Raw genomic sequence first — 26,686 nt, forward strand, 5'->3', positions numbered from 1 at the left:
TTTTTATTTAAAAAAAGCTTTAACCTTAGGATCTTCAGAGTTAGATAATTCTTTAAATGTTCCTGTAGCATAATCAATACCGCCAATAAGTAAGATCATTCTATCTGAAATAACACGTGCACAATCTACATCGTGGGTGATAATTAGTGATGATGTGTTGTATTTCTTTTGAATATCTTGCATTAAGATAATAATTTCTTTCGCAGTAATAGGATCCAGTCCACTTGTAGGTTCATCATATAAAATAATTTTTGGCTGTAAAATAAGGGTTCGTGCTAAAGCAATTCGTCGTTTCATACCTCCAGACAATTCAGAAGGCATCATGTCTATTGTGTGTGTCAATCCAACATTATCTAAAGCTTCAATAACCAGTTTTTCAGTATCAATTAATTTTTTATTTTTTCTTGTACGGCCTCGCAATGGAAACTCCAAATTTTCACGGACAGTCATAGAGTCATATAGTGCGCTACCTTGAAATAGAAAACCTATGTCGGTTCGTAAAATATCTAAAGCCTCTTGGTCTAGTTTGGTTATATCGTGATGCATCACTGAAATAATCCCTTCATCAGCTTCCATTAAACCTACTAAACATTTAATCATAACCGATTTTCCAGACCCTGACTTTCCCATGACTACTAAATTTTCGCCTTCATAAAGTTGCATATTAAACCCATTAAGCACATGGTTATCTCCAAAGGCTTTGTATAAGTCTTTAATTTCTAGAACTACTTTTTTGTTAAGGGTATTTGTCATAATTCAAAAAAGATATCAGTTACAAAAACAGCTATAAAATCAATAATAAAAAGTAATAAAGAAGCAGTTACTACAGCTGTGTTTGTAGCTTTACCAACACCAGCGGTTCCTTTTTTACAGTTATACCCTTTAAAGCAACCAATAATTCCTATTGCAGCTCCAAAGAAAAACGACTTTATTGTAGCTGGAACTACGTCTCCAAACTTTATAGCATCAAATACTTGATTAAAATACAAAATAAAAGAGACATCTCCTTTTGTGCTTTCAACTAAAAAAGACCCAAACAAAGCAACAGTATCAGCTATAATTACTAGTAAAGGGAGCATGAGAGTAACGGCTAAAACTCGAGTAACTACTAAGTATTTAAAAGGATTTATACCAGAAACCTCCATAGCATCTATTTGTTCGGTAACACGCATAGAACCTAATTCGGCGCTAATACCAGAACCTATTTTACCTGCACATACTAAAGCAGTGATGATAGGACCTATTTCTCTTATAATTGAAATACCAACCATAGAAGGCATCCAAGATACAGCACCAAACTCCATTAAAGTTGGGCGAGTTTGTAAAGTAAGAACCAAACCTATTATAAAACCAGTAATACTAACTAACAGTAATGAACGATAACCTATTTGATAACATTGTAACATTAGCTCCTTTATTTCAAAAGGTCGTTTAAAAGCTTCTTTAAAGAAACGAGCGGTAAAAAAAGCTAATTCCCCAATTTCTATAAAAAAAGATTTCAACTGCTCAATTATCAAATTAAAACGTAGCATAAGTTGATTTTAATATTGTAATTAAATGTGTGTCAATTAATTATTATTAAAAATAATGAAAATTAGACTATAAAACTGAAGAATACTCTCTAAATGCCTTATTAAAGGGGTTTTAGGTTAAAGTTTTTATTGAAAAAGTTTAAACATTAGCAAAAAAGAGTATTATAATTAAAATAAGAAGTCCTATTAAAAAACTACTATAGGCTAGTTCTAAATAAAAATAACCACGTTTCATTTCTTTTTCTAATAAAAACATGGTTCGAACTTGATTGCCTATTTGTAATTCTTGACTATTTAAAACTTTGTTGTAAGCTTTTTCATACTCTTCCAAAGTTTTACCGCTAGACATACCAATCATAAAAAGGTTTTCTTCTCTTTTTTTGTACTTAGAAACAACATCTCTTTTAAACCTCTTGTAAAAGGCTAAACTATTAGGTTTAGAAGCTAATATGGAGAATATTAAAGAAGTAAACGATGTTATAATTAGAATAACGGCAATTTTAATACCGAAGTGAATTTCGGTAATATAATTGAAGAAAATAACAGATGCTGAAAGTATTGTAGCGTTTACTTTTAGCATAATTGCTGCTTTTCTATCAATTAAGTTTAAAGTGCTGAGGTAGAATTTATTTTGATTTCTTTGATAAGTAGCGAAAGATTTCCTAGGCTCTTTTTTTGTAGCAAATAAGCCTATACTTTCTTTAAGTTCGGTTTCTTTAGTAGTCATCTCTATAAAGTTTGTGCGATAAAGATTTACTGAGAGTGCTATAACTAATGAAGAGTTGTAAGTGTTAGTTTTGTTTCATTCTATCTGTTTGTTGTTGATTAATTCAACACGTTGGTTATACTGTAAAATTAAATCGCTAGTAAATTGATAATTTATTCTTAGAAAAAATCTTTTCGAGGAGTGACTTAAAGATACAAAAAAAATATGTGTTTTTGTTTTTTTGGTGTTGAAAATGAGTTGTCTGTAGTTTTTGGTTTAGTGAATGATTGAAAAAAAAAGATGAATTAAAAATTAATAGAATCCTTTTTTAAGTAATTAGTAAAAACAAAAAAGCACCAACTAAATGTTGATGCTTTAAAGGTGGTCCCACATGGGCTCGAACCATGGACCCCCTGATTATGAGTCAGGTGCTCTAACCAACTGAGCTATAGGACCCGTTAAATTTGGATTGCAAAAATAAAAACTTTTTTAAATAAAAACCTATTTTTTTACACTTTTCTGCTCATTAAATTTTTACCAAAAGCACGTAAGCCTTCTTTGTGCTTATCAGAAATGTTAAGGTGATTTAAGCTTTCGAAAGACTTATCTGTATAGTACTCAATAAGTTTGTGTGTTTCTTCTGGTATGTTATTCTCCTTAAAAATAGTTGAAACTGTAGCTATTTTTTCAGTGTTATTTTTTTGTTTTTCGTTATAAAGATTTAATAAATCGTCTTTGTCAGTACCATTTGCTACTTCTAAAGCCTTTAAATAAAGGTATGTTTTCTTATTTTCTATAATATCTCCACCAACTTGTTTACCAAAAGATTCAGGATCGCCAAAAGTGTCTAAGTAATCATCTTGTAACTGAAAAGCAATTCCTAGGTTTAATCCATAGTTGTATAAGTGTTGAGCTTGTTCTTCATCAGCTTTAGCAACGATAGCACCCATTTTTAAAGCAGCAGCAACTAAAACAGAGGTTTTTAATGTAATCATCTTAATGTATTCATCAATAGTTACATCATTTCTGGTTTCAAAATCAACATCTAATTGCTGACCGTCACAAACCTCTAGAGCAGTTTTGCTAAATAATTGCGCTAGTTTTTGGAAAATTTCAGGTTCATAGTTTTCAAAGTATTGATATGCTAAAATAAGCATAGCATCCCCCGATAATATACCTGTGTTTATATTCCATTTTTCATGTACAGTTTCCTTTCCTCTCCTTAAAGGAGCATCATCCATTATATCATCGTGCACTAAAGTAAAGTTATGAAAAACTTCAACAGCAAAAGCAGCTGGTAATGCACTCTGGTAATCGTTTGAAAAAACATCAGCAGCAATTAAGGTTAAGATTGGTCTAATTCTTTTGCCTCCTAATCCTAATATGTAATCTACTGGTTCATAAAGGTTTTTAGGCTCTCTTGAAAATTTTTGAGATTCTAAAAAAGTTATAAAGTCTGATTGATATGATAATATGTCCAAATTTGAAATTTTTTGTAAAAATAAGGTAAAGATAAATTTTAACTATAACGTAATGTTAAAAAAAGATTAAAACTCTGGAAACTTTTTTTGTTTCTAGAGTTTCCTGTTGTACATTTGCAAACAATTATGAGAGATAAAATAATTAATAAAGCAGGAGAAATGTTTTTAACCCTTGGGTTTAAAAGCACAACGATGGATGATATTGCGAAAGAACTTGGGATGTCTAAAAAAACATTGTACAAGTACTTTTCAAATAAAACAGCTTTGGTAGATGCTAGTACAGAATCGGTTCATAATACAATTAGCGAAACGATTGATACAGTAAAAAGTCAAAATTACAATGCTGTAGAAGAAGAATTTGCAGTGAAAGCAATTTTTAAAGAAATGTTTAAAAATGCAAAAACTTCACCAATGTATCAATTAAAAAAATACTATCCAGAAACGTATACAAAACTAATAGAACGAGAGGTGTGTATGTTTAGAGATTGTAATGTAGACAACTTAAAAAAAGGAGTTGAACAAGGTTTGTATAGAGCAAACATAAAAGGTGAGCTTTTAGTCAATTTTTATTTCACACTGGTTTTTGGTGTGTTTGAAAGCGAATTGTATAGTAACGATATGCAAGAGGTTATGGAAATTGAATATGAAATTTTAGAATATCATATTAGAGCAATAGCAACTCAAAAAGGAGTAGAAGAATTAGAAAAACAATTAAGAAAAATAAATAAAAACTAAAAACAATGAGGAAATACATATATGGTGTATTTGTGTTCTTTTTTACAGGGTATATCATTGCTCAAGAAAAAGAAATGAGTTTGTCAATGCAAGAAGCAATTGATTATGCTATAAAAAACAGTTACGACAATAAAGTGTCCTTAAATGATATAGAAGCAGCTAAAAAGAAAAAGTGGGAAACTACCACTATTGGTTTGCCACAAATTAATGGTAATGTAGAGTATCAAAACTGGATAAAACAGCAAGTGTCTTTATTGCCTGTTGCAGCTTTTGATAATACTCAAAGTACAATAGATATTGTTGAAGAATATTTTGATGGGGTTGTAAGAAATGGTAATGAGGTAACAATACCAACAGGTTTTATTCCTTTAAGATTTGGAACAAAACAAACAATGAATGCATCGGTAACGTTATCTCAGTTAATTTTTGATGGTTCGTATTTGGTAGGGTTACAATCAGCAAAAACATATTTGAAAATCTCTGAGCAAGCAAAAGAAAAAACAGAATTAGCAACACGCGAAGCTGTTATTAATGCTTATGGAAATGTATTGGTTACTGAAAAATCAATTGAGATTTTAGAGAACAATAAAAAAGTACTAGAGAAAAACTTGAATGAAACTCAAAAGACTTATGATAATGGGTTAACAGAGTTAGAAAATGTAGAACAATTACAAATCACTTTAGGTAATGTTGAAAGTAACTTAAGAAATGCTGAACGACTAAAGGAAATAGCATATCAAATGTTGAATGTTTCTTTAGGAAACTCAATTGAAACTAAACTAACATTAACCTCTACATTAGATAATTTAGTTATTGATAACACCGACTTAAGTTTGTTAGCTACCCAATTTAATATCGATAACCATATTGATTTTAAAATAGCTCAAAACGACAGAGAAAGTAAGCGTTTATTAATGAAGTTAGAACAAAGTAAAGCTTTACCTAGTTTATCAGCATTTATAAACTATGGTGCTAATGCTAACTCAGACGATTTTAACTTTTTAGACAGTAATCAAAAATGGTTTGACTATTCGTTATTTGGAGTTACATTAAATGTGCCTATTTTCAGTTCTTTTGGAAGAAGCTCTAGAACAACACAAGCAAAAATAGCATTAGAAAATGCAGATATACGATTAGAAGAAGCAAAGCAGAAGCTAAACTTACAGGTAGAGAGAGCTAAAAGTGAGTATCAATTAGGAATTGAAAACTACGAAACAGCTAAGAAAAATTTAGCGTTAGCTGAGCGAATAGAAAAAAAGCAACAAGTAAAGTTTTTTGAAGGAATTTCTTCAAGTTTTGATTTGCTACAAGCACAAAATCAGTTATACACGCAGCAAAACAATTACGTACAATCAATGTTAAACGTAATTGCTAAAAAAGCACAATTAGAAAACGCATTAAACATACCACTAAAATAAAATCAACTATAATGAGAAAAATATATTCACTATTCGCAATTACATTGCTTTTAGCCTCATGTGGAGGTAAAAAAGAGCAGTCTGTACAAGACGTAATAGCATCTAATGATTTAGCGAAAATTAGAGAGAAAAAAGCATCGTTAGACACACAAATGCAAACACTATCTGATGAAATTAAGGTTTTAAACGATAAAATTTCTGAGTTAGATACCAATAAAAAAGTTCCATTAATTACAGTGCTTTCTGCTAAGGAAGAGGTTTTTGATCACTATTTAGAGTTACAAGGAGCAGTACAAACAAAACAAAATGTACTTATCTATCCTGAAATGCCAGGGCTTTTAACACGTATTTACGTAAAAGAAGGGCAGTATGTTAAAAAGGGACAAACCTTAGCGAAAATTGATGATGGAGGTTTGGCTAATCAGTTAGCTCAAATAGAAGCACAAGCTGCATTAGCAGAAACAACATATAAACGCCAAAAACGTTTGTGGGAACAAAAAATAGGATCTGAAATTCAGTTTTTACAAGCTAAAACTAACTATGAAGCACAAACCAATGCGGTTAGTCAATTAAGAAGACAGTTAGCAAAATCGGTAATTACAGCACCTTTTTCAGGAGTAATTGATGACGTAATAAAAGAGCAAGGAACAGTAGTAGCACCAGGAATGGGTTCTGAAGTTTTCAGAATTGTAAACTTAAAAAATATGTATATCGAAACAGATGTACCTGAAAGTTATATCACGTCAATTAAGAAAGGAAAAAATGTTGAGGTTGAGTTTCCAGTATTAGGAGAAAAGTTAACTTCTAAAATTCGTCAAGCAGGTAACTTTATTAATCCAGCAAACAGAACTTTTAAAGTAGAAGTTGAAGTTCCAAATAAAGATGGAAGCATAAAACCAAACTTAACAGCTAAGTTAAAAATTAATGATTACTCAAATGAGAAAGCAATTTTAATTCCTCAAAGTATTATTTCAGAAAATGCTAATGGAGAACAATATGTGTATGTGGTAGAGGACTTAAAAGATCAGGTCGGAACCGCTAAACAAACAATTATAACTACAGGAAAAACACAAGGAGATATTATTGAAGTTCTAAGCGGAATTGAAAACGGAACAAAAATTATTGAAGAAGGAGCTCGTAGTGTAAAAAACGGACAAGAGGTTAAGGTATTAACTCTTTCAGAAGAAGTAAAATAAGACACCAAAAATTATCCGTCTAATGACTGAAAAACAAAAAAAACAAGTAGATAAAGAGTTTGGTTTATCCTCTTGGGCAATAAATAATAAAACAACTATCTATGTAATGATGGTTATGATACTTATAACAGGTATTTCTGCCTTTTTAAGTATGCCAAGAGAAAATTTCCCAGAAATTAGAGAAACCAAAATTTATATAAGTTCTCTGTACCCAGGAAATACAGCTGAAGACATAGAGAAGTTAATTACCGACCCGTTAGAAGATAGACTTAAAACGGTAAGTAATGTAGTAGAAATAACCTCTACATCTCAAGAAGACTATTCAATGGTGGTTGTTGAGTTTGACGAAAACATATCAGTAGATCAAGCTAAACAAAAAGTAAAAGATGAAATAGATCAAGAAACGTCTGGAGAAGATTGGCCTACGTTTAACGGAGCTAAAGTAGAACCAAATGTTTTTGAACTAAGTATTTCTGAAGAAATGCCAATTCTAAATATCAATATCTCGGGAGATTATCCAGTAGATAAATTAAAAGAGTTTGGTGAGTATTTAGAAGATGAAATTGAAGATTTACAAGAAATAAAAAAAGTAGATATCCGTGGTGCTGAAGAAAAAGAAGTTGAGGTAGCAGTTGATATTTACAAAATGATGGCAGCGCAAGTAAGTTTCCAAGATGTAATTAATGCAATTAACGGAGGTAACTTAACAATGTCTGCAGGTAATTTAATTGCTAGTGGACAAAGACGTACTGTTAGAATTTTAGGAGAAATTGAAGATCCACAAGAATTACAAGATTTTGTAGTAAAATCAGAAAAAGGAAATTCAATTTACCTTAAAGATATTGCAAAAGTTTCTTTTAAAGATAAAGATAAAACTACGTATGCTCGTGAGTTTGGAGAAGCTGTAGTAATGCTGGATGTAAAAAAACGTTCAGGGAAAAACATGGTAGAGGCTGCTGAAAAAATTCAGAAAATTGTAGAAGATACTAAAGCCAATATATTTCCAAGTAACTTAAAAGTAACCATCGCTAACGATCAATCTTCAAAAACTATTGGTCAGGTAGATGATTTGGTAAATAACATCATCTTTGGGGTAATTTTAGTAGTATTAGTACTAATGTTCTTCTTAGGGTTTAAAAATGCCTTATTTGTTGGATTTGCGATACCAATGTCAATGTTCATGTCACTAATGATATTGAGTTGGCTAGGATATACGATGAATACCATGATTCTTTTCGGATTAATTATGGGACTGGGAATGTTGGTAGATAATGGTATTGTGGTTGTTGAAAACGTATACCGTTTAATGGATGAAGGTATGCCCAGGATTGAAGCAGCTAAAAAGGGGATTGGAGAAATTGCATTTCCAATTATTATTTCTACAGCAACAACAGTAGCAGCTTTTATTCCGTTAGGAATGTGGCCAGGAACTATGGGGCAGTTTATGATTTATTTCCCTGTAACATTATCTGTAGTATTAGGTTCTTCATTATTTGTAGCTATCTTCTTTAACTCAGTATTGGTGTCACAATTTATGAGTGTTGAAGATAAAAACATGCCTTTAAGACGTATTATAATTTTATCGTCAGTAATGGCAGTGATAGGATTGTTAATAGCGCTATTAGGGGGAACTTATAGAGCATTAGGAACTGTAATGATTTTTACAGCTATCATGTTGTGGGTATATCGATTGGCATTACGTCCGTGGGCAAATCGTTTTCAAAATACAGTATTACCACGATGGGAACGTTTTTATGAAAGAATGTTAAGAGCAGCTCTAAGAGGCTGGAGGCCGTATGTTATTTCTTTAGGTACGTTTGTTTTATTATTTATTGCTTTTGGAGGTTTTGGAGCCTCAATAGGAAGTCAACGTACAAAAGTTGAGTTTTTCCCAGATAACACACCAAACCAGATTATTGTTTATATCGAATATCCACAAGGAACTGATATTGAAAAGACAAATCTGATAATGAAAGATTTGGAAGAGCGTGTGTATAAAGTATTAAACTCGCCAGAATATGTTGATAACGGTTATAATTTCTTAGTAGAAAGTGCTGTTTCACAAGTAGGAGCTGGTTCTGGAAATCCACAAACAGATGGAGGTTCAACAGCAGAAATGCCTCATAAAGGAAAGATAACAGCTTCTATGCGTGAGTACAAATACCGTAGAGGTGCAGACAGTAAAGAATTACAACGAAAAGTAACCGAAGCATTAAGAGGAATTTACCCTGGATTAGAAATTTCAGTAGAAAAAGAAGCGGTAGGTCCACCAGCAGGATACCCTATTAATATTGAGCTAGAAGGAAATGATTATGCAGAATTAATCAACACTGCAGAAAAGATGAGAGATTTCATCAACTCAAAAAGTATTGCAGGTATTGATGAATTAAAGATTGATGTAAACAAATCTAAACCATCGATGTTGGTAAATGTTGATCGTAAAAAAGCAGGAGAATTAGGAGTAAGTTCATCGCAAGTAGGAAACCAATTGCGTAATGCTATTTTTGGTTCTAAAGCGGGTATTTACAAAGAAGATGGTGATGACTATGATATTTATGTTCGTTTTAATAAAGAAAACAGGTATAATAAAAGTGCAATTTTTAATCAGAAAATTACTTTTAGAGATATGTCTTCAGGAACGATTAAAGAAATTCCTGTATCGGCAGTAGCCAAACAAACAAATACCTCAGGATTTAGTGCAATTAAGCATAAAGATGTAAAAAGAGTGGTAACCGTATATTCTGCTTTAGCACCAGGGTATACAGATGCTGCAGCGATTGTTTCAAAAATTCAAAATGAAATGAAGACATTTACTGAAAAACCAGATTCGGTAAAAGTTGACTATACAGGACAAATTGAAGAGCAAAACAAACAGATGGCATTCTTAATGAAAGCATTTTTTGGAGGTTTAGGATTAATTTTCTTGATTTTAATTTTCCAGTTTAACTCAGTTTCTAAGCCAGCAATCATCATGCTAGCAATCTTCTTGAGTTTAATAGGAGTATTTGGAGGATTAATTATTACGGCAAAACCATTCGTAATTATGATGACCATGATGGGAATTATTTCGTTGGCAGGTATTGTGGTAAACAATGGGGTAGTACTGCTCGATTATACCCAGTTATTAATTGATCGTAAAAAAGTAGAACATGGATTGTCTTCTGATGAGTTTGTAGATGTACATACTTTAGGAGAAGCTATTATTAGAGGAGGAAAAGCACGTTTACGTCCAGTACTTTTAACGGCAATCACAACCATTTTAGGGTTAATTCCATTAGCAACAGGTTTAAATATTAATTTCTTTACCTTAGCTAGTGAGTTGAATCCACATATATATGTTGGAGGGGATAATGTAATTTTCTGGGGTCCATTAGCATGGACTGTTATTTATGGATTATTCATAGCAACTTTCTTGACATTAATTGTAGTACCGATATTATTCTACTTAATCACTAAGTTTAAAATGTGGTTACGTAGCGTTTTATAATTGATTTTTTGTTAACTGTAAAAAGGGTTAAAAGTAAATTACTTTTAACCCTTTTTTAATTGTGTAGAACAATAATTAATCAGGTAATCGATCTCTGTCCTTTTTTGTTCTGTTAAATCGATAAGTAAAAGTTACAGAAGAGTATCTACCAACAGGTTTGTTATACCTTGTTGCTGTGTAATTTTTACCAGTAATTAACTGTTTACTTACTCTAGAATCAAAAATATTGTTCATGTTTAAAGTAAGTGTAGCTTTGTCATTCCAAAAGTCTTTACTTACTCCGATGTTGGCTCTATACTGAGCTTCAGTAAATATTTGTCCGCTCTGTCTTTCTCCAAGATAATTTAAGCTAGATTGAATAGTTAATCTTGAAAACTTCATTCTAGAGTTTAAACGAGTAGACCATGTGTTGTCATCAACAGTATATATTCCTCTTTGGTCGAAAGAATAATAGTTGAATTCACTAGATAGTCTCCACCATTTATAAGGAGAATATCGAATGGCTAATTCAGCACCAAATCTTTTTTCAGTTCCTGAGTTAATAGGTTTGGAAATTAAAGCTCCAAAAGAGTTTGTTACAACCAAAGTTTCAAACACATTAGTAGTTCGTTGGTAATATATAGAAGGGTTTAAGGTGAATTTACTCCATCTTTTTAATAAACCTAATTCGAAAGAGTTTGTATACATTGGGTTTAAATCAGGATTACCTACGCGTATGTTTCTGCGGTCAGAAATTCCACCAAAAGGGTTTAAGTGCCAAAAACTAGGGCGTCTAATTCTTCTACTATAACTTAATTGCAAATTAGTAGCTTGATTAAAGCTGTATGTAAAATGGGCAGTAGGAAATAAATCAGTATACTTTTTACTAGTTTTAAATTGATTGTTTCTATCGGTACTTCCAGTATTGGCATGTTCAGCACGTAAGCCTAATAAGTATTGAAGTTTATTTTTTTTGTTTCCATATTGAATATAGGCTCCGTAAATACGTTCGTTATACCTTAATAAGTTGTTTAAGCTATCAATTAAAACAGTATTGTCCCAAACCTTATAATCGCTATCAATGTTTCTAATTTCTCCTTTTATTCCCATTTCTACATGTGATTTTTCTGAGATGGGTATTTTAAAGTCAGTTTGAAATAAAAAATCTTTACTACTTTCTATGTCTCTACTTTGTAGAATATTTATAGCCGAAGCTGTAGGAAATTGTTGTTGTTCTTTAACTAATTCATTTTCGTCATCATTCCAAAAATCATATTGAAAATTAGCAGTAAATTTTTGTCCTTTTTTGGCGAACGTTTTTACGTAATTTAGTTCAATTTGATTGGCTTTTTGAGGCTCTCTATATGATTCTTGTGTAGTAAGAATGCTATCTGTTTGTTGCGTGTTGTCTAAAAAATTAAAAGTATAATCAACTTTGTTTTTACTTGTATTGTTTCTATGGTAGTAACTTAGAGTAAGGGTGTTTTTATCATTAATGTAATAATCACTTCCAAAATAAAGATTAAAAGTACTACGGCTTCTAGTAGTATTTGTAACTCTGTTAGAGTAAGAGGTTACTGTCCCATTATCGAGGTTAGTTCTGTTCAAGTAACCATTTCCATCGAAAGACATATAACGATATCCAATATTAGAAAATAAATTAAATTTCTCTTTTTTGTAGTTCATATTGTAGTTGATATTATGATTATCAGGAATTCCAGTAGTTAGCTGTAAAGAGCTACCAAAACCACCACTTTTACTTTTCTTTAAGATAATATTGATGATTCCAGCTGTTCCACTAGCATCGTACTTAGCGGAAGGGTTGGTAACTACTTCAACCTTTTCTATGTTTTCGGAAGGAATTGACTCTAAGCCGTTGTTTGCTGTTAAAACAGAAGGTTTTCCATTAATTAAAATACGAACATTCGGATTGCCACGTAAGCTTATACCTCCTTCAATATCTACATTTACTGATGGAACATTGTTTAAAATATCATTAACAGAACCACCCTTAGAAATTAAATCTTTACCAACATTAAAAACACGTTTATCTAGTTTGTACTCCGTGGTAGATTTCTCGGCTGTAATTTCTATTTCATCTAGGGCTTGTAAGTCTTCTTGAAGAAGGATAGTTTGAAGTGATTGGTTTTTGGTTAGTGAAATATTGTTTATTGAATGATTTTTAAAACCAATAAACTCCACTTTAATATTATACTGACCTTTTTTAATATTCATTAAAAATTCTCCTTGGCTATTAGTAGATTCTCCAGCAACAACTTTGTTTGTTGTTGGATTGGTTAAAATTATAGTGGCAAATTCTAAAGGTTGTTTGGTGTTTCTTTCTACAACTTTACCTGTAAGTGTTATTTGAGCAGATAACTGAATAGAAATAAATAGTAGAAGAGTAAATAAAGGCTTTTTCATTATTACTTAATATTTGAATTATGCAGCAAAGATGAATTTAAAAGACATGCGGGTTTGTTGTAATAGATAAAAGACTACAAATAATCGACGTATAGAGGATTGTTTAATAGATGAACAATTTAAGGCTTAAAAAAGCTTTATTCAGGAGGTAAAAGACCAAGTTTGTCGATTTGGAGTTATAAGTACTCAAGGTATTTATATATTTACAAACTATGATTACAAGAGAAGCAGTTATTAAGTTTTTTTCAGAGAGTAGGGTGTTACAACACGTACTATTTTGGTGTGTGTTTCTTGTTTTAGACTTTCCTAAAGACTCACTTATATACCAAGAAGAGTTTTCTTTTTTAGGAACCTTTGTAATGTCTCTATGTCATATGATTCCCAAGATAATTATATCCTATTTCATAGCTTATTATGTTATTCCGAAGTTTTTATTGAAGAAAAAATATATAATTACAGTTGTTTTGTTTTTAATAGGAACATATTTATTAGCAGCGTTCAACAGGGTTTTGGTTGTGCATGTAGGAGAAACATTAATAAGAAAAGGAGTTTTTACACAAGAGCCCCTTTTGGAGATTTTAACTGATTGGAAAAAGTTGTTGTTTGGTTATATTCCAAATATGTATTTAACAACTTTGGTTTTCCTTTCTGTAAAATATTTTCTGGATTATAAAAGAGTTAAAGAAAAAGAACTAGTATTTGAAAAAGAAAAAACAGAAGCAGAATTAAAAACATTAAAAGCGCAATTAAACCCACATTTTTTATTCAATACATTGAACAATATTTATAGTCTATCTTTGAGTAATTCGCCTAAAACACCAACTTCAATAGGGAAACTATCGGAAATGTTAGATTATGTCTTGTATAGATGTAATACTAAGTTTGTGTTACTTTCTAATGAAATACAATTGATAGAAAATTATATAGAGTTAGAAAAACTAAGGTACGACTCACGTTTAAAAGTTTCTTTGATAAATAATGTAGAAAAAGATATCAAAATACCACCATTGATATTGTTATCGTTAGTTGAAAATGCTTTTAAACATGGTGCAGGAGAAGATAGTGGGTCGCCAGAAATTAAAATTGAGCTTTTAAGCTTAGAGAATAGTTTTAACTTTAAAATATCTAATACGGTTTCCAAAGATTATATTCTCAAAAAAGAGAGTATAGGTTTGTCAAACGTTAGAAAACAATTAGATTTAATCTATCAAGACCAATATAGTTTGATAATAGAGAATGAAGAAAATGAATTTAAGGTAGGTTTAAAAATTTATTCAAATTAAGTAGTTGATGAAAGTAAAATGTTTAGTGGTTGATGATGAGCCTTTAGCAAGAGAATTAATAGAGAATCACATCTCAAAAATACCGGCACTAGAAATAGTGGGGAGCTGTGACAATGCACTTAAAGCATTTGAAGTTATAAGTTCTCAAGAAATAGATTTACTGTTTTTAGATATAAAAATGCCTAATATTACAGGAATAGACTTTTTAAAAACAATTAAAAACCCACCAAAAACAATTTTTACAACAGCTTACAGAGATTATGCTCTTGAAAGTTATGATTTGGAAGTGTTAGATTACTTATTAAAACCAATAACTTTTGAGCGTTTTTTTAAAGCTGTAGATCGTTTTTTGAGGTCAATAAAGGAGAGTGATATGTCTATAACCAAAGAAAACGAAAACACAGAAGAGTTTTTGTTACTGAAATCAGGAAGTAAGTACCACAAAGTCTTTATTGGAGATATATTATTTATAGAGAGCTTAAAAGATTATGTAAAAGTTCATACAGTTAATGATAAACGTGTTGTAACTAAGTATAAGATAAGCGATATTGAAGAAAAATTAAATAGTAATTTTTTAAGAGTTCACAGATCTTATATTATCAATACGAATAAAATATCTGCTTTTACAATTAACGATATTGAAATAAATTCAAAAGAAATTCCAATAGGTGCTAGTTATAAAGAAAAGGTAGTCTCTTTTTTGAATCAATGGAAATAGAATTTATATTTTCGTGCTATGAGCAAACCGGTTTTTACAGTTGAAGAAATAAAAAGGAAGATTGAGCAGTATTGTGTTTACCAAGATCGATGTCATAAAGAAGTAGAGAAAAAACTTAAAGATTATAACTTAATTCCAGAAGCAAGAGAACATATTTTATTACACTTATTAGAACACAATTTCCTGAATGAGGAACGATTTTCAAAAAGTTTTGCTAGAGGGAAATTCAGAATTAAAAAATGGGGAAAAGACCGAATCGTTAGAGAATTGAAATTTAGAGATATCTCCGCTTATAACATAAAATCAGCTCTGAAAGAAATCGACGAAGAGGAGTATATCAAAACCTTATATAATTTGGTCGAAAAAAAGAATGCATCAGTTTCTGAAACAAACCATTTCAAAAGAAAAAAGAAAATTGCTGATTATCTTTTATACAGAGGGTTTGAAAGTAGTTTAATATACGAAGCCTTAAAAACTATTGATTCTTAAATAGGCTATCAAGATTTATTTCACTATCAAACTTTTGCTTAGTGTAAACTGTATTAATCTTATCGTTAACACTACTAAAAAGCATCATAATTTTTTCAACCTGACTGTTAACCTGATTTGCAGATATTGACGGAATAAAAGTCATATCCGCTAAACGTAAAGTTTCATTTTCAAAAACATTAATACGAGCTTTAAAAGCAGGTGTTTTAAGAGGTTCTATATTTAAACTATCCTTAAATTGTTTGGTAAGAGTTTTTAATTCCAAAGCATTGTTTAAAGCCTCAGTAGGTGTTGTATTTTGTAACTCTTGTAAAAAATCTTCAACTATAAAATATTCTTTCCAAGGTTTAATTTTATCAATATATTTTTCATTTATTTTAGAGTAATCAGTATGCTTAACCGAAATATTCATTTCAGTTTTAGTAGGTAATTCTTCTTTTTGTTCTCCCTTTTTTTTACAAGAAGTAACTAAAAAAAAGAATGAAGCAATAACAAATAAAAAACGACTCATTTTAATAAAATAATTAAGCGATAAAAGTACATATTTTACTTGGCATTCTTTGTAGAATTAAATTAGAAGTTTGAAATCAGTAGATTAGCAGTCTCTTTTGTAGATAGTTAAAAAAGAATAAATACTTTTTGCGAAATCTTAAATTTAATAACTTTGCAAACATCTATTTTTGAATAATTTAAAATGAGTGAAACGATATTAATTTTAGGAGCTTGCGGGCAAATAGGAACAGAATTAACCCAAAAATTGCGTTCTATTTATGGAGCAGATAATGTAATAGCTTCCGATATTAGAGAAGGAAATGCAGAAATGATGAGTTCTGGACCTTTTGAAATCATCGATGCTACCAACCAAGAGCAAATTTTAAGTGTTGTTCAAAAATATAAAGTAACCCAAGTGTATTTAATGGCGGCAATGTTATCTGCAACTGCAGAAAAATATCCATTGAAAGGTTGGGATTTAAACATGACTTCGTTGTTAGCGGTATTGGAATTAGCTAGAGAAAAGCATATTCAAAAAATATATTGGCCTAGTTCAATGGCTGCTTTTGGACCAACATCACCAAAAATGAATACACCACAGCAAACAATTATGGAACCTTCTACGGTTTATGGAATAAGTAAAGTAGCAGGAGAGCATTGGTGTAATTATTATCACGATAAATATGGGGTAGATGTACGAAGCATCCGTTATCCAGGAATTATAAGCTGGAAAACTTTGCCAGGTGGAGGAACGACTGATTATGCTGTTGATATTTACTTTGATGCATTGAAAAAAGGAACTTTTGAGTGCTTTTTATCAGAAAATACACGCTTACCAATGATGTATATGGACGATGCTATCAATGCGACTATTCAATTAATGCAAGCAGATGAAGAGAATATTAAAACAAGAACTTCATACAACTTAGCGGCAATTAGTTTTACACCAGCTGAAATAGCTACTGAAATTAAAAAATACATTCCAGAGTTTACCATTACATATAATCCAGACTTTAGACAAGCGATTGCAGACAGTTGGCCTCAAGTAATTGATGATTCAGCAGCAAGAAAAGATTGGGGATGGAGACATCAGTTTGATTTAGCTTCTATGACTAAAGATATTATTACCAATTTGCAAGCAAAAGCTCAAGAGTCAGCTGAAGTGTAAGGTTGTATTTGTGTTTTCGTCTATGTTATTCAAGTTTTATAGTGAATTGTAACTTAGGTTACCTAGGATTCACTATAGATAAAATACTTTTGTAATAACAATATATTTACGATGAAAAAAATTATTCAAAATAGCTTAGAAAAGGCACTGTCTTATAATGAATATAGAGATTTAGTAAGTGATTTATTGTCGCAAGGAAAATCTACTGGACTTAATCAATCAGATGATTTATTAAACTATAGTAAGTTAAATGATAAACGTATGAAACGTTTAGATAAAACAGTAAAACTTACTAAAGAGACACTTGCTAAAATTAAAGATGTAAAAGAACCACAAACTTGGTTAGTATTAACTGAAGGATGGTGTGGTGATGCAGCACAAAACTTACCTGTAATTAATAAAATAGCAGAAGAAAATCCAAACATCAATTTAAAACTAGTTTTACGAGATGAAAATTTAGAGTTGATGGATAAATTTTTAACGAATGGAGGAAGATCAATACCTAAGTTAATTGCTTTAAATCAGGAGAACGAAGTAATCAACACATGGGGACCAAGACCTACCACAGCAACTAAAATGGTTGTTGATTATAAAGAAAAACATGGTAGTTTGGATGCTGACTTTAAAACAGATTTACAAGTTTGGTATAACAAAAATAAAGGAGAAAATACACAAGAAGATTTAGTGTCAATGCTTCAGTAATATAGTGCATAAAAAAGCTAGAAATTCCCCTTTTTGTTTTTATCAAAAAGGGGAATTGTTTTCTGTATCTTTGCGTCCATAAGGAATAAATATGTTTGTAGAATTCAGTAGTTTATCAGAAGAGGCAAAAGTTTGGGTATATCCATCAAGTCGAAAATTTTACCCGCAAGAAATTGACGGGCTAAAAGAAAAGTTACAAGACTTTATAGGTGGGTGGAAGTCTGAAGATGCTGATTTCAAAGCTTCTTTTGAACTGAAATACAATCGTTTTATTATCTTTTCTGCGGAAGAAGGTTCAATATTAACGAATGCAGATATTGATAAACAAGTAGCATTTATTTTACAACTACAACAAGAATATGAAGTAGAGTTGTTAGACAAAATGAATGTGTGTTTTAAGCAAGGGGAGTTTATTCAGTACAAAGATGTCAAAGAATTTAAAAAGTTGCTTAAAAAGAAGTCTGTATCAGCTAAAACAATAGTTTTTGATAATTTAGTACAAACTAAAATAGAATTAGAAAATTACTGGGAAGTACCTATTACAGAAAGTTGGTATAGCCGATTTTTATAAGTTTTCTATAAACTCATCAACACTCTGAGCATTATCTACAGAAAAATCTCCAATCTTGGTTCTTCGTAATACAGATAAATGTGCTCCAGAATTTAATGCTTCTCCGTAATCGTTGGCAATAGAACGGATATAAGTTCCTTTACTACATACAATTCTGAATTCAACATTAGGTAAATCAATTTTAGTGATTTCAAACTCGTTAATTTCTACTTCTCGAGCTTTAATTTCTGTAGTTTCACCTTTGCGAGCCAACTCGTATAAACGTTTTCCATCCTTTTTAATGGCAGAAAAAATTGGTGGTTTTTGCTGAATTTTTCCTGTGAATTGCTCCGTAGTTTTATGCAGTAATTCTTCTGTTATATGTTCTATAGGAAACGTTTCGTTGATTTCTGTTTCTAAATCGTAACTTGGTGTGGTAGCCCCCACAACAAACGTACCCGTATATTCTTTTACTTGTCCCTGATACTCGTTGATGTTTTTAGTTTGTTTACCAGTACAAATAATTAACAAACCAGTTGCCAAAGGGTCAAGCGTTCCAGCATGTCCTACTTTAATTTTTTTAATGTCAAAACGTTTACGGATATGCCAACGTAGCTTATTCACTACTTGAAAAGAAGTCCATTCTAAAGGTTTGTCAATCAATAAAACCTGTCCGTTTTTGTAATCTTCTGCAGTCATCTAGAAAAATAAAGAATAGCCAATGGCAATTAAACCTACAATAGCACAGTATAATGAGAAATATGATAATTTACTCTTTTTAACTAGGGCTATCATCCAAGTACATGCTAATAATCCCGAGATAAAAGCTGCAATAAATCCAGCAGATAAAGGAACAATTTCTGAGCTCTGAAAATTAATATCACCACTTAAAATATCTTTAGCAACTTTGCCTAAAATTAAAGGTACAACCATTAAAAAAGAAAAACGAGCTGCCTTGGTTCGGTCTACACCTAATAAAACAGATGTTGAAATAGTCGCTCCCGAACGTGAAATTCCAGGTAACATGGCAATTGCTTGAGAGATTCCTATAATTACTGAACTTTTAAAAGAAACACTTTTGTTAGTGTTCTTAGCTTTATCAGCTAATAAAAGTAGTACAGCAGTTACTAAAAGCATAAAACCTACTAATAAAACTTTCCCTCCAAAAAAGCTTTCCAATTCTTTTTCAAAGGCTAACCCAATTACTACAGCAGGAATCATAGAAAGAATAATTTTTACAGAAAATTGCATTTCCTCATTCCATTTAAACTGAAATAAACCTCTAAAAATCTCAGCAATTTCTTTTCTAAATACTACAATAGTACTTAATGCTGTTGCAGCATGTAAAACCACAGTAAATGTTAGGCTTTCTTGAGGTACAGAAGTATCTCCAAATAAAGCTTTAGCTAATTCTAAATGACCACTAGAGGAAACGGGTAAAAATTCAGTAAGACCCTGGATAATTCCAAGGATAATTGCTTCTAATAAATCCATGCTTATTTTTTAGGATTGGCAAAAATAGCATAAATTTCTATACCCAATCCGATAATTACTAAGGTAGGAGCTAAACGAATTCTACGCCAACTATATATTTCTGGATTAAATACATTAGGGTCATCACTACCGCCGCCTGCCATTAAAATAAACCCTAAGGCAATTACAGCAATACCAATAAGCATAATGATATAGTTTCGTTTACCGAATAGAAACTCTTGTTTTGGTGAATTGTCTTTTTTCATAAATATTTTAGTAGTACAAATCGTTGGTTTGTAAATTTAAGAATCGTTGTGTAGCAAAGAAAGTGCTAATCCATGTAATAAAAAAAGCAACAAGTATAACTCCTCCAGCTACATAACCTAAAGCAACATAGTCTGTAAGTAGTTCTAATGTAGGGATGTATTTATCTACATAATAAATTAAAATACCCAATCCACTTATTGCTATAAAAGCACCTAATAATCCTAGCTTAATACTTTGCCAAATAAAAGGTCTACGGATAAAGCTCTTAGTAGCACCAACCATTTGCATGGTTTTTATGTTGAATCGTTTTGAATAAATTGACAATCGGATAGAGCTGTTTATTAAAATAATAGCAACTAATCCGAAAAAACCACTTAACACCAATAACCAAAAACTAATACGTTGGATGTTTTTGGTAAGTAATTGTACTAATGGTTTGTCATAGCTTACTTCAGCAACAAATTTATTTTTATCAAAAGACTTTTCAAGTTCACTCATTTTTTCAGGAGTCACAAAATCTGCTTTTAGATAAATGTCAATTCCATTTTTTAAAGGATTATCTCCCAAAAACTGTAAAAAATCTTCACCTAAATCTTTTTTATACTCTTTGGCAGCGTCTTCTTTAGAAATATAAACAACCTTGTTAACAAACGTCTCTTTTTTAATTGATTCCTTAAGACTTTTAATGTTTTTATCAGCTACTTCATCTTTTAAGAAAAGCGTCATAACTACTTTTTCCTTAAAGTGATTCGCAACTTTTGTTGATTTTAAAAGAACTAAACCTAAAACACCAATCATAAAAAGTACTAAAGCAATACTTACTACTACTGATATGTATGAAGATTGTAATCGGCGTTTTTGAAAAGAATCAAAAGAGGTTGTCATTAGTAAATACTGATTTTAAGGCGTTGCAAGATACAAATATTTAATTTTTAAACTGTTCCTATTCTTCTATCTCTTGGCATAACTCAATAAGTACACCATTGGTAGTTTTAGGATGCAAAAAAGCTACTAGTTTATTATCGGCTCCTTTTTTAGGAGTTTCATTCAAAACAGTAAAACCTTCATCTTGTAAACGTTTAATTTCTTCTTTTATGTTATCAACAGCAAAAGCAATGTGATGAATTCCTTCTCCTTTTTTTTCTATAAACTTTGCTATAGGGCTCTCGGGCTTTGTAGCTTCTAATAATTCAATTTTATTAGGGCCAGATTTAAAAAATGAAGTTTTTACACCTTCGCTAGCAACTTCTTCAATTTTATAATGAGATTCTCCAAAAAGAGAAGCAAATAATGAGTTAGATTTTTCTAAATCTTTAACGGCTATACCAATATGTTCAATTTTGTTCATAACGTAAAAGTAAAAAATATAGCGAACTATCTATAAACTTTCTATTGCTATTTTTTCAGCCATAATAATAAGTACGTCTGATTGATTTATCATTGAAAGTATTTGTGAGCTAATTCCTTTAAGTTGTTCATGATTGCAACAAAAGCTCCAAACTTGTTCTAGGAATTGCGTAAAATCTTCATTTGTGTCGTATTTAAACTGCTTGGTTTGGTAAATTACTGCTAAAAGTTGCTCTATCAAAGTTGTTGAATTATCTAAAATGGTAGCATAGGGAGTGTATATTTCCCATAAGTCTTGTTGAGCTTCTGTTAATGTTGATGCTCCTAATTGTAGAGTCTCTTTTTTCTTATTTCTACTATCAGGGATAAATGAACTTAACATGGCTCTTTTAACTGCAAATTTTGATGACTCTGGTAAGTTGAGTGCTTTTAAAACTTCTTCTGTAGCTAACAACCAATTGCGAATATTTTTAGTGCTTTGTGTATTTTTTTTCTCAATTTGATTCGCCAATTCATGTATTTCATTCAATTGAGTTTTGAGTTGACTAGTTATTTTTGTAATTGATTTTCTCATAACTATTCTGGTAATAGTTTGGTTTCTCTTACACCATCTTCATTTTCTGAAGTATACCACTCCATACCTTCTTCATTTAAAGTCATTTTAATCTGAACTATATTTTCAGGTTTGATTTCGTTTAGTTTATGAGCTTCTACAATAACTTTTGTGTTTTTTTGAGTTATCTGTCTACTTTTAATAGATGGTCTTAATTCTGAATTAAGTTTTTTAACTAATACGTCGTAACTTACTTTTTCATTATAAATAGAGATGAATTCTTCAGATAATTGTTGTGAAAACCTTGATAATACAGGGGCGATTTCTCCTGTAGCTTTTATATTTTTTTCAAGTTCATCTGTTCTTTGTGCTATTACTGAACGAAGTATAGTAGACGTTTTTCTGTCAAAAGAAGTAATTTTTGAAGCATCTTTTAAAATTGTGTAGGTCTGCGAATTGAAAGCAATATTATCAATAGGTTCATAATCGGCTTCATATGTCTCTTCTAATTCTCCAATCGCTACAGGAATGGTGAGTTCAATATTTTGTGCTTTAAAACGAGGAATAGAAAAATGTTTCAAGAGTTCATGACGTGAAAACTTCTCAGCAATCTCCAAAGATTTCAAATCAGACATTAAACGTGCTTCTGCAATGCTGGTAGCGATTCCCCCTAAATATTCATTTAAATTTATCATAATAAAAATTTTTAAAAAGAGGTTGTACGGTTTGGTACGGTACAACCTCGTTATCAATGTTAAGCTACAGCAGCAATACTGTCCTCTAGCATATTTAAAATTCTACTTAACCCTTCAGGTAATTCGTCGTTCACGGCACGAACTTTTACCCCAAGATTATATGTTTTATCAACCTTAACGCCTTGAGATGTGTTTCTTTTGTAAGATGCAGAAGCTTTAAAGTTTACGATTTTGTAATTGATTCCTAATTCTGCACTAGCTGCAAACTCAGAAGATACATTTCTTGTTTCAGTAGAACTTAAACGCGCATTAAAATCAATGTTTACTTCATCAATACGAATTGATGGAATGGTAAGCATTGTTAAAAATGGTACTTTGATTTCAATTTCGCTTTCAATAAAATTACTACTTACATCTGTACTTGATGGTAATCCTTCGTCAGTTAATTGCTGAGGTGTTTTTCCAAGATGTGGATTAGGAACTGACTTTTTATAGTTAAAATCTACATAACGTAATTCATCTGGAGTAGCAGGGTCATTGTCTTTTTCAAATCCTACTTCTTTAATAAAATTTACAGTGGCCATTGAAGCTGCTGTTTGTGCTTGTATTGCAGCTTGTAAAGGTCCTCCAACATATACGTTGAAGTCTAAACTGTTTAATTCTGGAACTAAATTTGGCATATTTTTTATTTTGTGTACCTACTCTGTTTATAATTAGGCTTTTCGGTGTTCGCCTAGTATTTCGAAATAACTGAAGGCAAAGTTGAATGAAATTGAGAGTACAGTTTAGAGGAGTAGAACTGTAAAAGTGTTGTGATAGCCCTAGGTTTTAAAGGAGATTTTTCTCCTGTATATTTTAGGGAATAAAAGTTTTTGTTTTATGTAGTTATTATTATTAGATTTGAAATGCTATGAAAAATTTAATAAAAATCACTTCTCTACAATCTTGTATTACAGGTTGTTTTATGTATTTCCGAAGGTACGCCGGTTTTTGTCAAAGTATCAATAGCACAAAAGTTTAATTTAAAAATTTATAAAAATGAAAAATTATGTATTGCCATTAATGGCGAGTGCAATTTTATGCCTAGTATCTTGTAGTCAAGATAAAACAGAAGACGTATTAGCAGAAAAAACAGTAAAAACTGCAAAACCACAAAATTTACTTATGTATAAAGAAATGGTGGCTATGTTAGAACACTATGATGAAACAAGAAAACCTGTTTTAGAAAAAGCTTTAGGCTATGAAGATACTCGAGTTAACTTTTATACTATTGAAACTTTGGAGACGTATTTGGCATATATGAAGAGAATCTCTGAAGAAAAAGGAATAAAATTAACAGGTATTAAAATTGTATCAGCATCATATCCTAAAAAGATGGAGCGTGGCACGCCAAATTATCAAACAGTTATGTTTATGCCAACGACAAATATTAAGGGAGAGAATATAGCTTTTGCACCAGAGGTTTCTACTGGGAACAAAATTGTAACCATGAAAGAAATGCTTGGAAGTTATGGGTATAATTGGATATATGATAGCAAAGAGGATTATGAGAATAGAAATAACTTTCCTAAAAGTTTAAAAGAAAATTTTTTAAAAAGGGGAGAAAAGCTAGATGAAGAAAGTATGTCTGGAAACTTGGGGCAACTGGCACCACCTCATTAACTAAGTTAAAGATTTAGTTTCAGATAGGATAAGAAACAGAAAACATCTACTACATAAAATATTATTATTTAGTAGGTGTTTAACTTTTTTTGCAAGAAAAAAACAAGAGTTTATGCCATGAAAAATGAATAGTTAAAACATTTGTAGAGGTAAGGGGTTTTTCCTGTTTGTGGGTTGTGGAAGGTTAAGTAACCAGTTGATAACTCAGGTTTTAAAGGGTTTCTGAGTAATTCCGTTTTTTTTATTAAGAAATAAGCCGTTATATTTAGAAAATCAAAAAATCAATTTTATTATGAAAAACACTAACCAACTTAAATTATTATTGTTAACTCTTGTAATGAGTTTTGCTATTTCATGTGATAAGATAAATGGCAATAAATGTGATTGTGACGATTGGCAGTCTCAAGTGCCAGAAGGTACTTTTTGTTATTCTGATGAAGGAAGAACAAAAGAAATGTTAAACTATAAGGAAGTCATTCAAATGCTATCAAGTTATGATAGAACAAGAATTGCTCCACTAGAAGAAGCTTTAGGGTATGAAGATACACGTGCTAATACATTTGACTTTGTGCAATTTAAAAAGTATTTGGGGCATGTAGAAAACCTAAGTAAAAAAGCAAAAATTAAAATTACGGGGATTAGTTTTATTTCTACAGCTAAAGAAAATCATAAAGATACTGGGAAAAGCTATAGTAGTTTGATTTATATTCCTACAACTACAGTTAATGGAGAACAAATAGCTTTTGACCCTGTACAATCAGCAAAACAAGGGAAATTAGTAACGTTTAAAGAAATGCTAGAAAAGCATGGGTATAAATGGATATATAATACAAGAGAAGAGTTTGAGAAAGGGAAGAGAGATGATTACAATTATAGATTAAAAACTGTGAGAGAAAATAAAGCAGGATTTATGTTTGCTTCACCTTTAGATGAAGAATTATTAAGCGGAGCTGGAAATAGTGGATATTTAAAACCTCCATATTAATGCTTTCAGAGCTACCGCTATATTCATACGTAATAGTCTCTTTGTTAGGGATGTATTTTTATTTTTTCAAAAGAGGAGGTAATAATTTATTTCACTTACTTTTATTGTTGATATTAAGTACTACAACAGTAGTAGAATTATTGGGGTTTTACATAAGGAATAATTTCTCGCTTTATCATTTTTATAATTTAATGAAGTTTTCTTTGATTTTTTTTATGTACAGAAACTTAATAGTAGAGAAAAGGTATTTGGTCATAAGTTACATATTGTATGGATTAACAATTTTAATTTGGATAGCAACTTTTTTTAATAAGAGCTATTTGTTTACAATGATAGTTGTTGGCTCTGTAAATGTTGGCGTTTTAGTTTTTTTGCATCTCAGAGAACTTTTAATGTCTGATAAAATTATTAACTATAAAAAACTTCTTTCGTTTTGGGTTTCTGTAGCATTTATTGTTTTTTATTTACCATCAATTCCTTTTTTTAGTTTTTGGAATTTTTTGAAAGATAGATCACTAATGCCAATTTTATATGTGTTAATTGTTTTAATGAATGTTATTATATCTTTTGGATTAGTATGGAGCAACAAGAAGGTAGAATATTAATAGTCACTACAATAGTAATTGTTATCATTGTTATTTTTTTATTAACATTGTTTACGGTATTTCAACGCCGTAAGAATAAATTGTTGCAAGAAAGGGATAAAAACAAAAAACGTTACGAACGAGAAATTGCTGAGACTCAAATAGAAATAAGAGAAGAGACCTTAAGAAATATTAGTTGGGAGTTGCACGATAATATAGGGCAACTCCTAACTTTAGCTAAAATACAGTTACAACATGCTTCTCCTGAAAGTATGGAAGAAATTTCTGAAATTATAGCAAAAAGCTTGACGGAAGTAAGAGCGCTGTCAAAAATTATTAATCCAGATTTTATTAATAATATAAAATTAAAAGAAGCATTAAACTTAGAAATTGAGCGATTTAATAGGCTAAACTATATTGATGCTAGATTAACAATTAAAGGGGAAGAGCAAGAGGTTAACCAAAAACATGGAATAGTTATTTTTAGAATTCTTCAAGAGTTTTTTTCTAATACTATAAAGCATTCTAAAGCATCTAAACTGGAAGTTTTTTTAACTTATAAAGAAGAATCAATAGAGGTAAAAGCTCAAGATAATGGGGTAGGTTTTGACATGGAAAGAGTGAGGTTAAAAGGTTTAGGGTTACAAAACATAAAAGCCAGAGCCAAGCTAATTAACGCAGAGACTAAGTTTATGTCAGAGCCCCAAAAAGGCACAAGTTTAATAATAAATTACTATATTTAAAGAACCTTAGTGTATTT

Annotated in this window: 28 protein-coding genes and 1 tRNA gene; 14 read left to right on the forward strand and 15 right to left on the reverse strand. The window is 30.8% G+C overall.

The features are described 5' to 3' along the window. Positions 1 to 3: 3 nt before the first annotated feature. The 5 genes from ACTPNM_RS03670 to ACTPNM_RS03690 all read right to left on the reverse strand — a co-directional run bounded on the left by ACTPNM_RS03670 (position 4) and on the right by ACTPNM_RS03690 (position 3,719). The gene (locus ACTPNM_RS03670) at positions 4 to 753 is read right to left on the reverse strand and encodes an ABC transporter ATP-binding protein (protein ID WP_440120671.1); all 750 of its coding nucleotides are present in this window, start codon (positions 751 to 753) and stop codon (positions 4 to 6) included. Further along, entirely contained in the window at positions 750 to 1,532 is a 783-nt protein-coding gene (locus ACTPNM_RS03675; RefSeq protein ID WP_440120672.1) for an MlaE family ABC transporter permease, read from the reverse strand. The genes ACTPNM_RS03670 and ACTPNM_RS03675 overlap by 4 nt, the downstream gene beginning before the upstream one ends. A 139-nt stretch (positions 1,533 to 1,671) precedes the next feature. Next, positions 1,672 to 2,259, reverse strand: a complete 588-nt coding sequence (locus ACTPNM_RS03680; protein WP_440120673.1) for a hypothetical protein — start codon at positions 2,257 to 2,259, stop codon at positions 1,672 to 1,674. A gap of 361 nt (positions 2,260 to 2,620) precedes the next feature. Continuing rightward, a tRNA-Ile gene (locus ACTPNM_RS03685) sits at positions 2,621 to 2,694 on the reverse strand. Positions 2,695 to 2,747: 53 nt separating this feature from the next. After that, a complete protein-coding gene (locus ACTPNM_RS03690) occupies positions 2,748 to 3,719 on the reverse strand; it encodes a polyprenyl synthetase family protein (RefSeq protein WP_440120674.1) in 972 nt (323 codons plus the stop codon). 126 nt (positions 3,720 to 3,845) lie between these two features. Here ACTPNM_RS03690 and ACTPNM_RS03695 point away from each other — a divergent pair, with 126 nt between their 5' ends. The 4 genes from ACTPNM_RS03695 to ACTPNM_RS03710 are packed head-to-tail and all read left to right on the forward strand — an operon-like array spanning position 3,846 to position 10,555. Then, entirely contained in the window at positions 3,846 to 4,454 is a 609-nt protein-coding gene (locus tag ACTPNM_RS03695; RefSeq protein ID WP_274640830.1) for a TetR/AcrR family transcriptional regulator, read from the forward strand. A 5-nt stretch (positions 4,455 to 4,459) separates the two neighbouring features. Beyond that, complete coding sequence (locus ACTPNM_RS03700) at positions 4,460 to 5,872, forward strand: TolC family protein (protein WP_440120675.1); 1,413 nt, start codon at positions 4,460 to 4,462, stop codon at positions 5,870 to 5,872. An 11-nt stretch (positions 5,873 to 5,883) separates the two neighbouring features. Continuing rightward, entirely contained in the window at positions 5,884 to 7,068 is a 1,185-nt protein-coding gene (locus tag ACTPNM_RS03705; RefSeq protein WP_440120676.1) for an efflux RND transporter periplasmic adaptor subunit, read from the forward strand. A 22-nt stretch (positions 7,069 to 7,090) separates the two neighbouring features. Continuing rightward, positions 7,091 to 10,555: an efflux RND transporter permease subunit gene (locus ACTPNM_RS03710; RefSeq protein WP_440120677.1), complete on the forward strand. Its 3,465-nt coding sequence runs from the start codon at positions 7,091 to 7,093 to the stop codon at positions 10,553 to 10,555. Between the two features lie 75 nt (positions 10,556 to 10,630). On the opposite strand, the gene ACTPNM_RS03715 is transcribed toward ACTPNM_RS03710, so the two are convergent. Next, on the reverse strand, positions 10,631 to 12,958 hold the full coding sequence (locus tag ACTPNM_RS03715) for a TonB-dependent receptor domain-containing protein (RefSeq protein WP_440120678.1): 2,328 nt from the start codon (positions 12,956 to 12,958) through the stop codon (positions 10,631 to 10,633). Positions 12,959 to 13,170: 212 nt separating this feature from the next. Here ACTPNM_RS03715 and ACTPNM_RS03720 point away from each other — a divergent pair, with 212 nt between their 5' ends. Genes ACTPNM_RS03720 through ACTPNM_RS03730 form a run of 3 tightly spaced genes read left to right on the forward strand, consistent with a single transcriptional unit; the run spans position 13,171 to position 15,448 of the window. Then, positions 13,171 to 14,241, forward strand: a complete 1,071-nt coding sequence (locus tag ACTPNM_RS03720; RefSeq protein WP_440120679.1) for a sensor histidine kinase — start codon at positions 13,171 to 13,173, stop codon at positions 14,239 to 14,241. Positions 14,242 to 14,248: 7 nt separating this feature from the next. Continuing rightward, the gene (locus ACTPNM_RS03725) at positions 14,249 to 14,959 is read left to right on the forward strand and encodes a LytR/AlgR family response regulator transcription factor (protein WP_440122818.1); all 711 of its coding nucleotides are present in this window, start codon (positions 14,249 to 14,251) and stop codon (positions 14,957 to 14,959) included. 18 nt (positions 14,960 to 14,977) lie between these two features. Then, positions 14,978 to 15,448, forward strand: coding sequence for a regulatory protein RecX (locus ACTPNM_RS03730; protein WP_440120680.1), 471 nt, complete (start codon positions 14,978 to 14,980; stop codon positions 15,446 to 15,448). Here the strand turns inward: ACTPNM_RS03730 and ACTPNM_RS03735 are convergent. Further along, positions 15,435 to 15,959, reverse strand: coding sequence for a hypothetical protein (locus tag ACTPNM_RS03735; RefSeq protein WP_440120681.1), 525 nt, complete (start codon positions 15,957 to 15,959; stop codon positions 15,435 to 15,437). The two genes, ACTPNM_RS03730 and ACTPNM_RS03735, sit on opposite strands and share 14 nt — an antisense overlap. 183 nt (positions 15,960 to 16,142) lie before the next feature. Here ACTPNM_RS03735 and ACTPNM_RS03740 point away from each other — a divergent pair, with 183 nt between their 5' ends. The 3 genes from ACTPNM_RS03740 to ACTPNM_RS03750 all read left to right on the forward strand — a co-directional run bounded on the left by ACTPNM_RS03740 (position 16,143) and on the right by ACTPNM_RS03750 (position 18,381). Next, positions 16,143 to 17,108, forward strand: coding sequence for an NAD-dependent epimerase/dehydratase family protein (locus ACTPNM_RS03740; RefSeq protein WP_099215704.1), 966 nt, complete (start codon positions 16,143 to 16,145; stop codon positions 17,106 to 17,108). A gap of 111 nt (positions 17,109 to 17,219) precedes the next feature. Further along, on the forward strand, positions 17,220 to 17,810 hold the full coding sequence (locus tag ACTPNM_RS03745) for a thioredoxin family protein (RefSeq protein ID WP_440120682.1): 591 nt from the start codon (positions 17,220 to 17,222) through the stop codon (positions 17,808 to 17,810). A gap of 91 nt (positions 17,811 to 17,901) precedes the next feature. Continuing rightward, complete coding sequence (locus ACTPNM_RS03750; protein ID WP_440120683.1) at positions 17,902 to 18,381, forward strand: ABC transporter ATPase; 480 nt, start codon at positions 17,902 to 17,904, stop codon at positions 18,379 to 18,381. On the opposite strand, the gene truB is transcribed toward ACTPNM_RS03750, so the two are convergent. From truB to ACTPNM_RS03790, 8 genes are read right to left on the reverse strand one after another with little or no spacing between them, the layout of a single operon-like run. After that, positions 18,376 to 19,059, reverse strand: coding sequence for a tRNA pseudouridine(55) synthase TruB (gene truB / locus ACTPNM_RS03755; protein WP_440120684.1), 684 nt, complete (start codon positions 19,057 to 19,059; stop codon positions 18,376 to 18,378). The genes ACTPNM_RS03750 and truB overlap by 6 nt on opposite strands. Further along, positions 19,060 to 19,854, reverse strand: a complete 795-nt coding sequence (locus ACTPNM_RS03760) for an undecaprenyl-diphosphate phosphatase (RefSeq protein WP_440120685.1) — start codon at positions 19,852 to 19,854, stop codon at positions 19,060 to 19,062. A gap of 2 nt (positions 19,855 to 19,856) precedes the next feature. Then, entirely contained in the window at positions 19,857 to 20,099 is a 243-nt protein-coding gene (locus ACTPNM_RS03765; protein WP_047789969.1) for a DUF3098 domain-containing protein, read from the reverse strand. A gap of 7 nt (positions 20,100 to 20,106) precedes the next feature. Then, entirely contained in the window at positions 20,107 to 20,985 is an 879-nt protein-coding gene (locus ACTPNM_RS03770) for a cell division protein FtsX (protein ID WP_099215710.1), read from the reverse strand. A gap of 58 nt (positions 20,986 to 21,043) precedes the next feature. Further along, on the reverse strand, positions 21,044 to 21,448 hold the full coding sequence (gene mce / locus ACTPNM_RS03775; RefSeq protein WP_440120686.1) for a methylmalonyl-CoA epimerase: 405 nt from the start codon (positions 21,446 to 21,448) through the stop codon (positions 21,044 to 21,046). Between the two features lie 30 nt (positions 21,449 to 21,478). Then, positions 21,479 to 22,021 carry a hypothetical protein gene (locus tag ACTPNM_RS03780; RefSeq protein ID WP_440120687.1) on the reverse strand — a complete coding sequence of 181 codons (543 nt, stop codon included), beginning with the start codon at positions 22,019 to 22,021 and terminating at the stop codon, positions 21,479 to 21,481. 2 nt (positions 22,022 to 22,023) lie between these two features. Further along, complete coding sequence (locus ACTPNM_RS03785; protein ID WP_440120688.1) at positions 22,024 to 22,695, reverse strand: hypothetical protein; 672 nt, start codon at positions 22,693 to 22,695, stop codon at positions 22,024 to 22,026. Between the two features lie 59 nt (positions 22,696 to 22,754). Continuing rightward, complete coding sequence (locus ACTPNM_RS03790) at positions 22,755 to 23,375, reverse strand: DUF2589 domain-containing protein (RefSeq protein ID WP_099215714.1); 621 nt, start codon at positions 23,373 to 23,375, stop codon at positions 22,755 to 22,757. Between the two features lie 358 nt (positions 23,376 to 23,733). Here ACTPNM_RS03790 and ACTPNM_RS03795 point away from each other — a divergent pair, with 358 nt between their 5' ends. The 4 genes from ACTPNM_RS03795 (at position 23,734) to ACTPNM_RS03810 (ending at position 26,669) form a co-directional block, all read left to right on the forward strand. Further along, positions 23,734 to 24,357, forward strand: coding sequence for a hypothetical protein (locus ACTPNM_RS03795; RefSeq protein ID WP_440120689.1), 624 nt, complete (start codon positions 23,734 to 23,736; stop codon positions 24,355 to 24,357). A gap of 292 nt (positions 24,358 to 24,649) precedes the next feature. Next, complete coding sequence (locus ACTPNM_RS03800; RefSeq protein WP_440120690.1) at positions 24,650 to 25,342, forward strand: hypothetical protein; 693 nt, start codon at positions 24,650 to 24,652, stop codon at positions 25,340 to 25,342. A gap of 392 nt (positions 25,343 to 25,734) precedes the next feature. Continuing rightward, on the forward strand, positions 25,735 to 25,947 hold the full coding sequence (locus ACTPNM_RS03805; RefSeq protein ID WP_440120691.1) for a hypothetical protein: 213 nt from the start codon (positions 25,735 to 25,737) through the stop codon (positions 25,945 to 25,947). Beyond that, a complete protein-coding gene (locus tag ACTPNM_RS03810; protein WP_440120692.1) occupies positions 25,920 to 26,669 on the forward strand; it encodes a sensor histidine kinase in 750 nt (249 codons plus the stop codon). Before ACTPNM_RS03805 ends, ACTPNM_RS03810 begins: the two co-directional genes overlap by 28 nt. Positions 26,670 to 26,686: the final 17 nt, after the last annotated feature.

This window comes from Tenacibaculum sp. Ill (assembly GCF_051938915.1).
In the GTDB taxonomy this organism is placed as follows: domain Bacteria; phylum Bacteroidota; class Bacteroidia; order Flavobacteriales; family Flavobacteriaceae; genus Polaribacter; species Polaribacter larymnensis.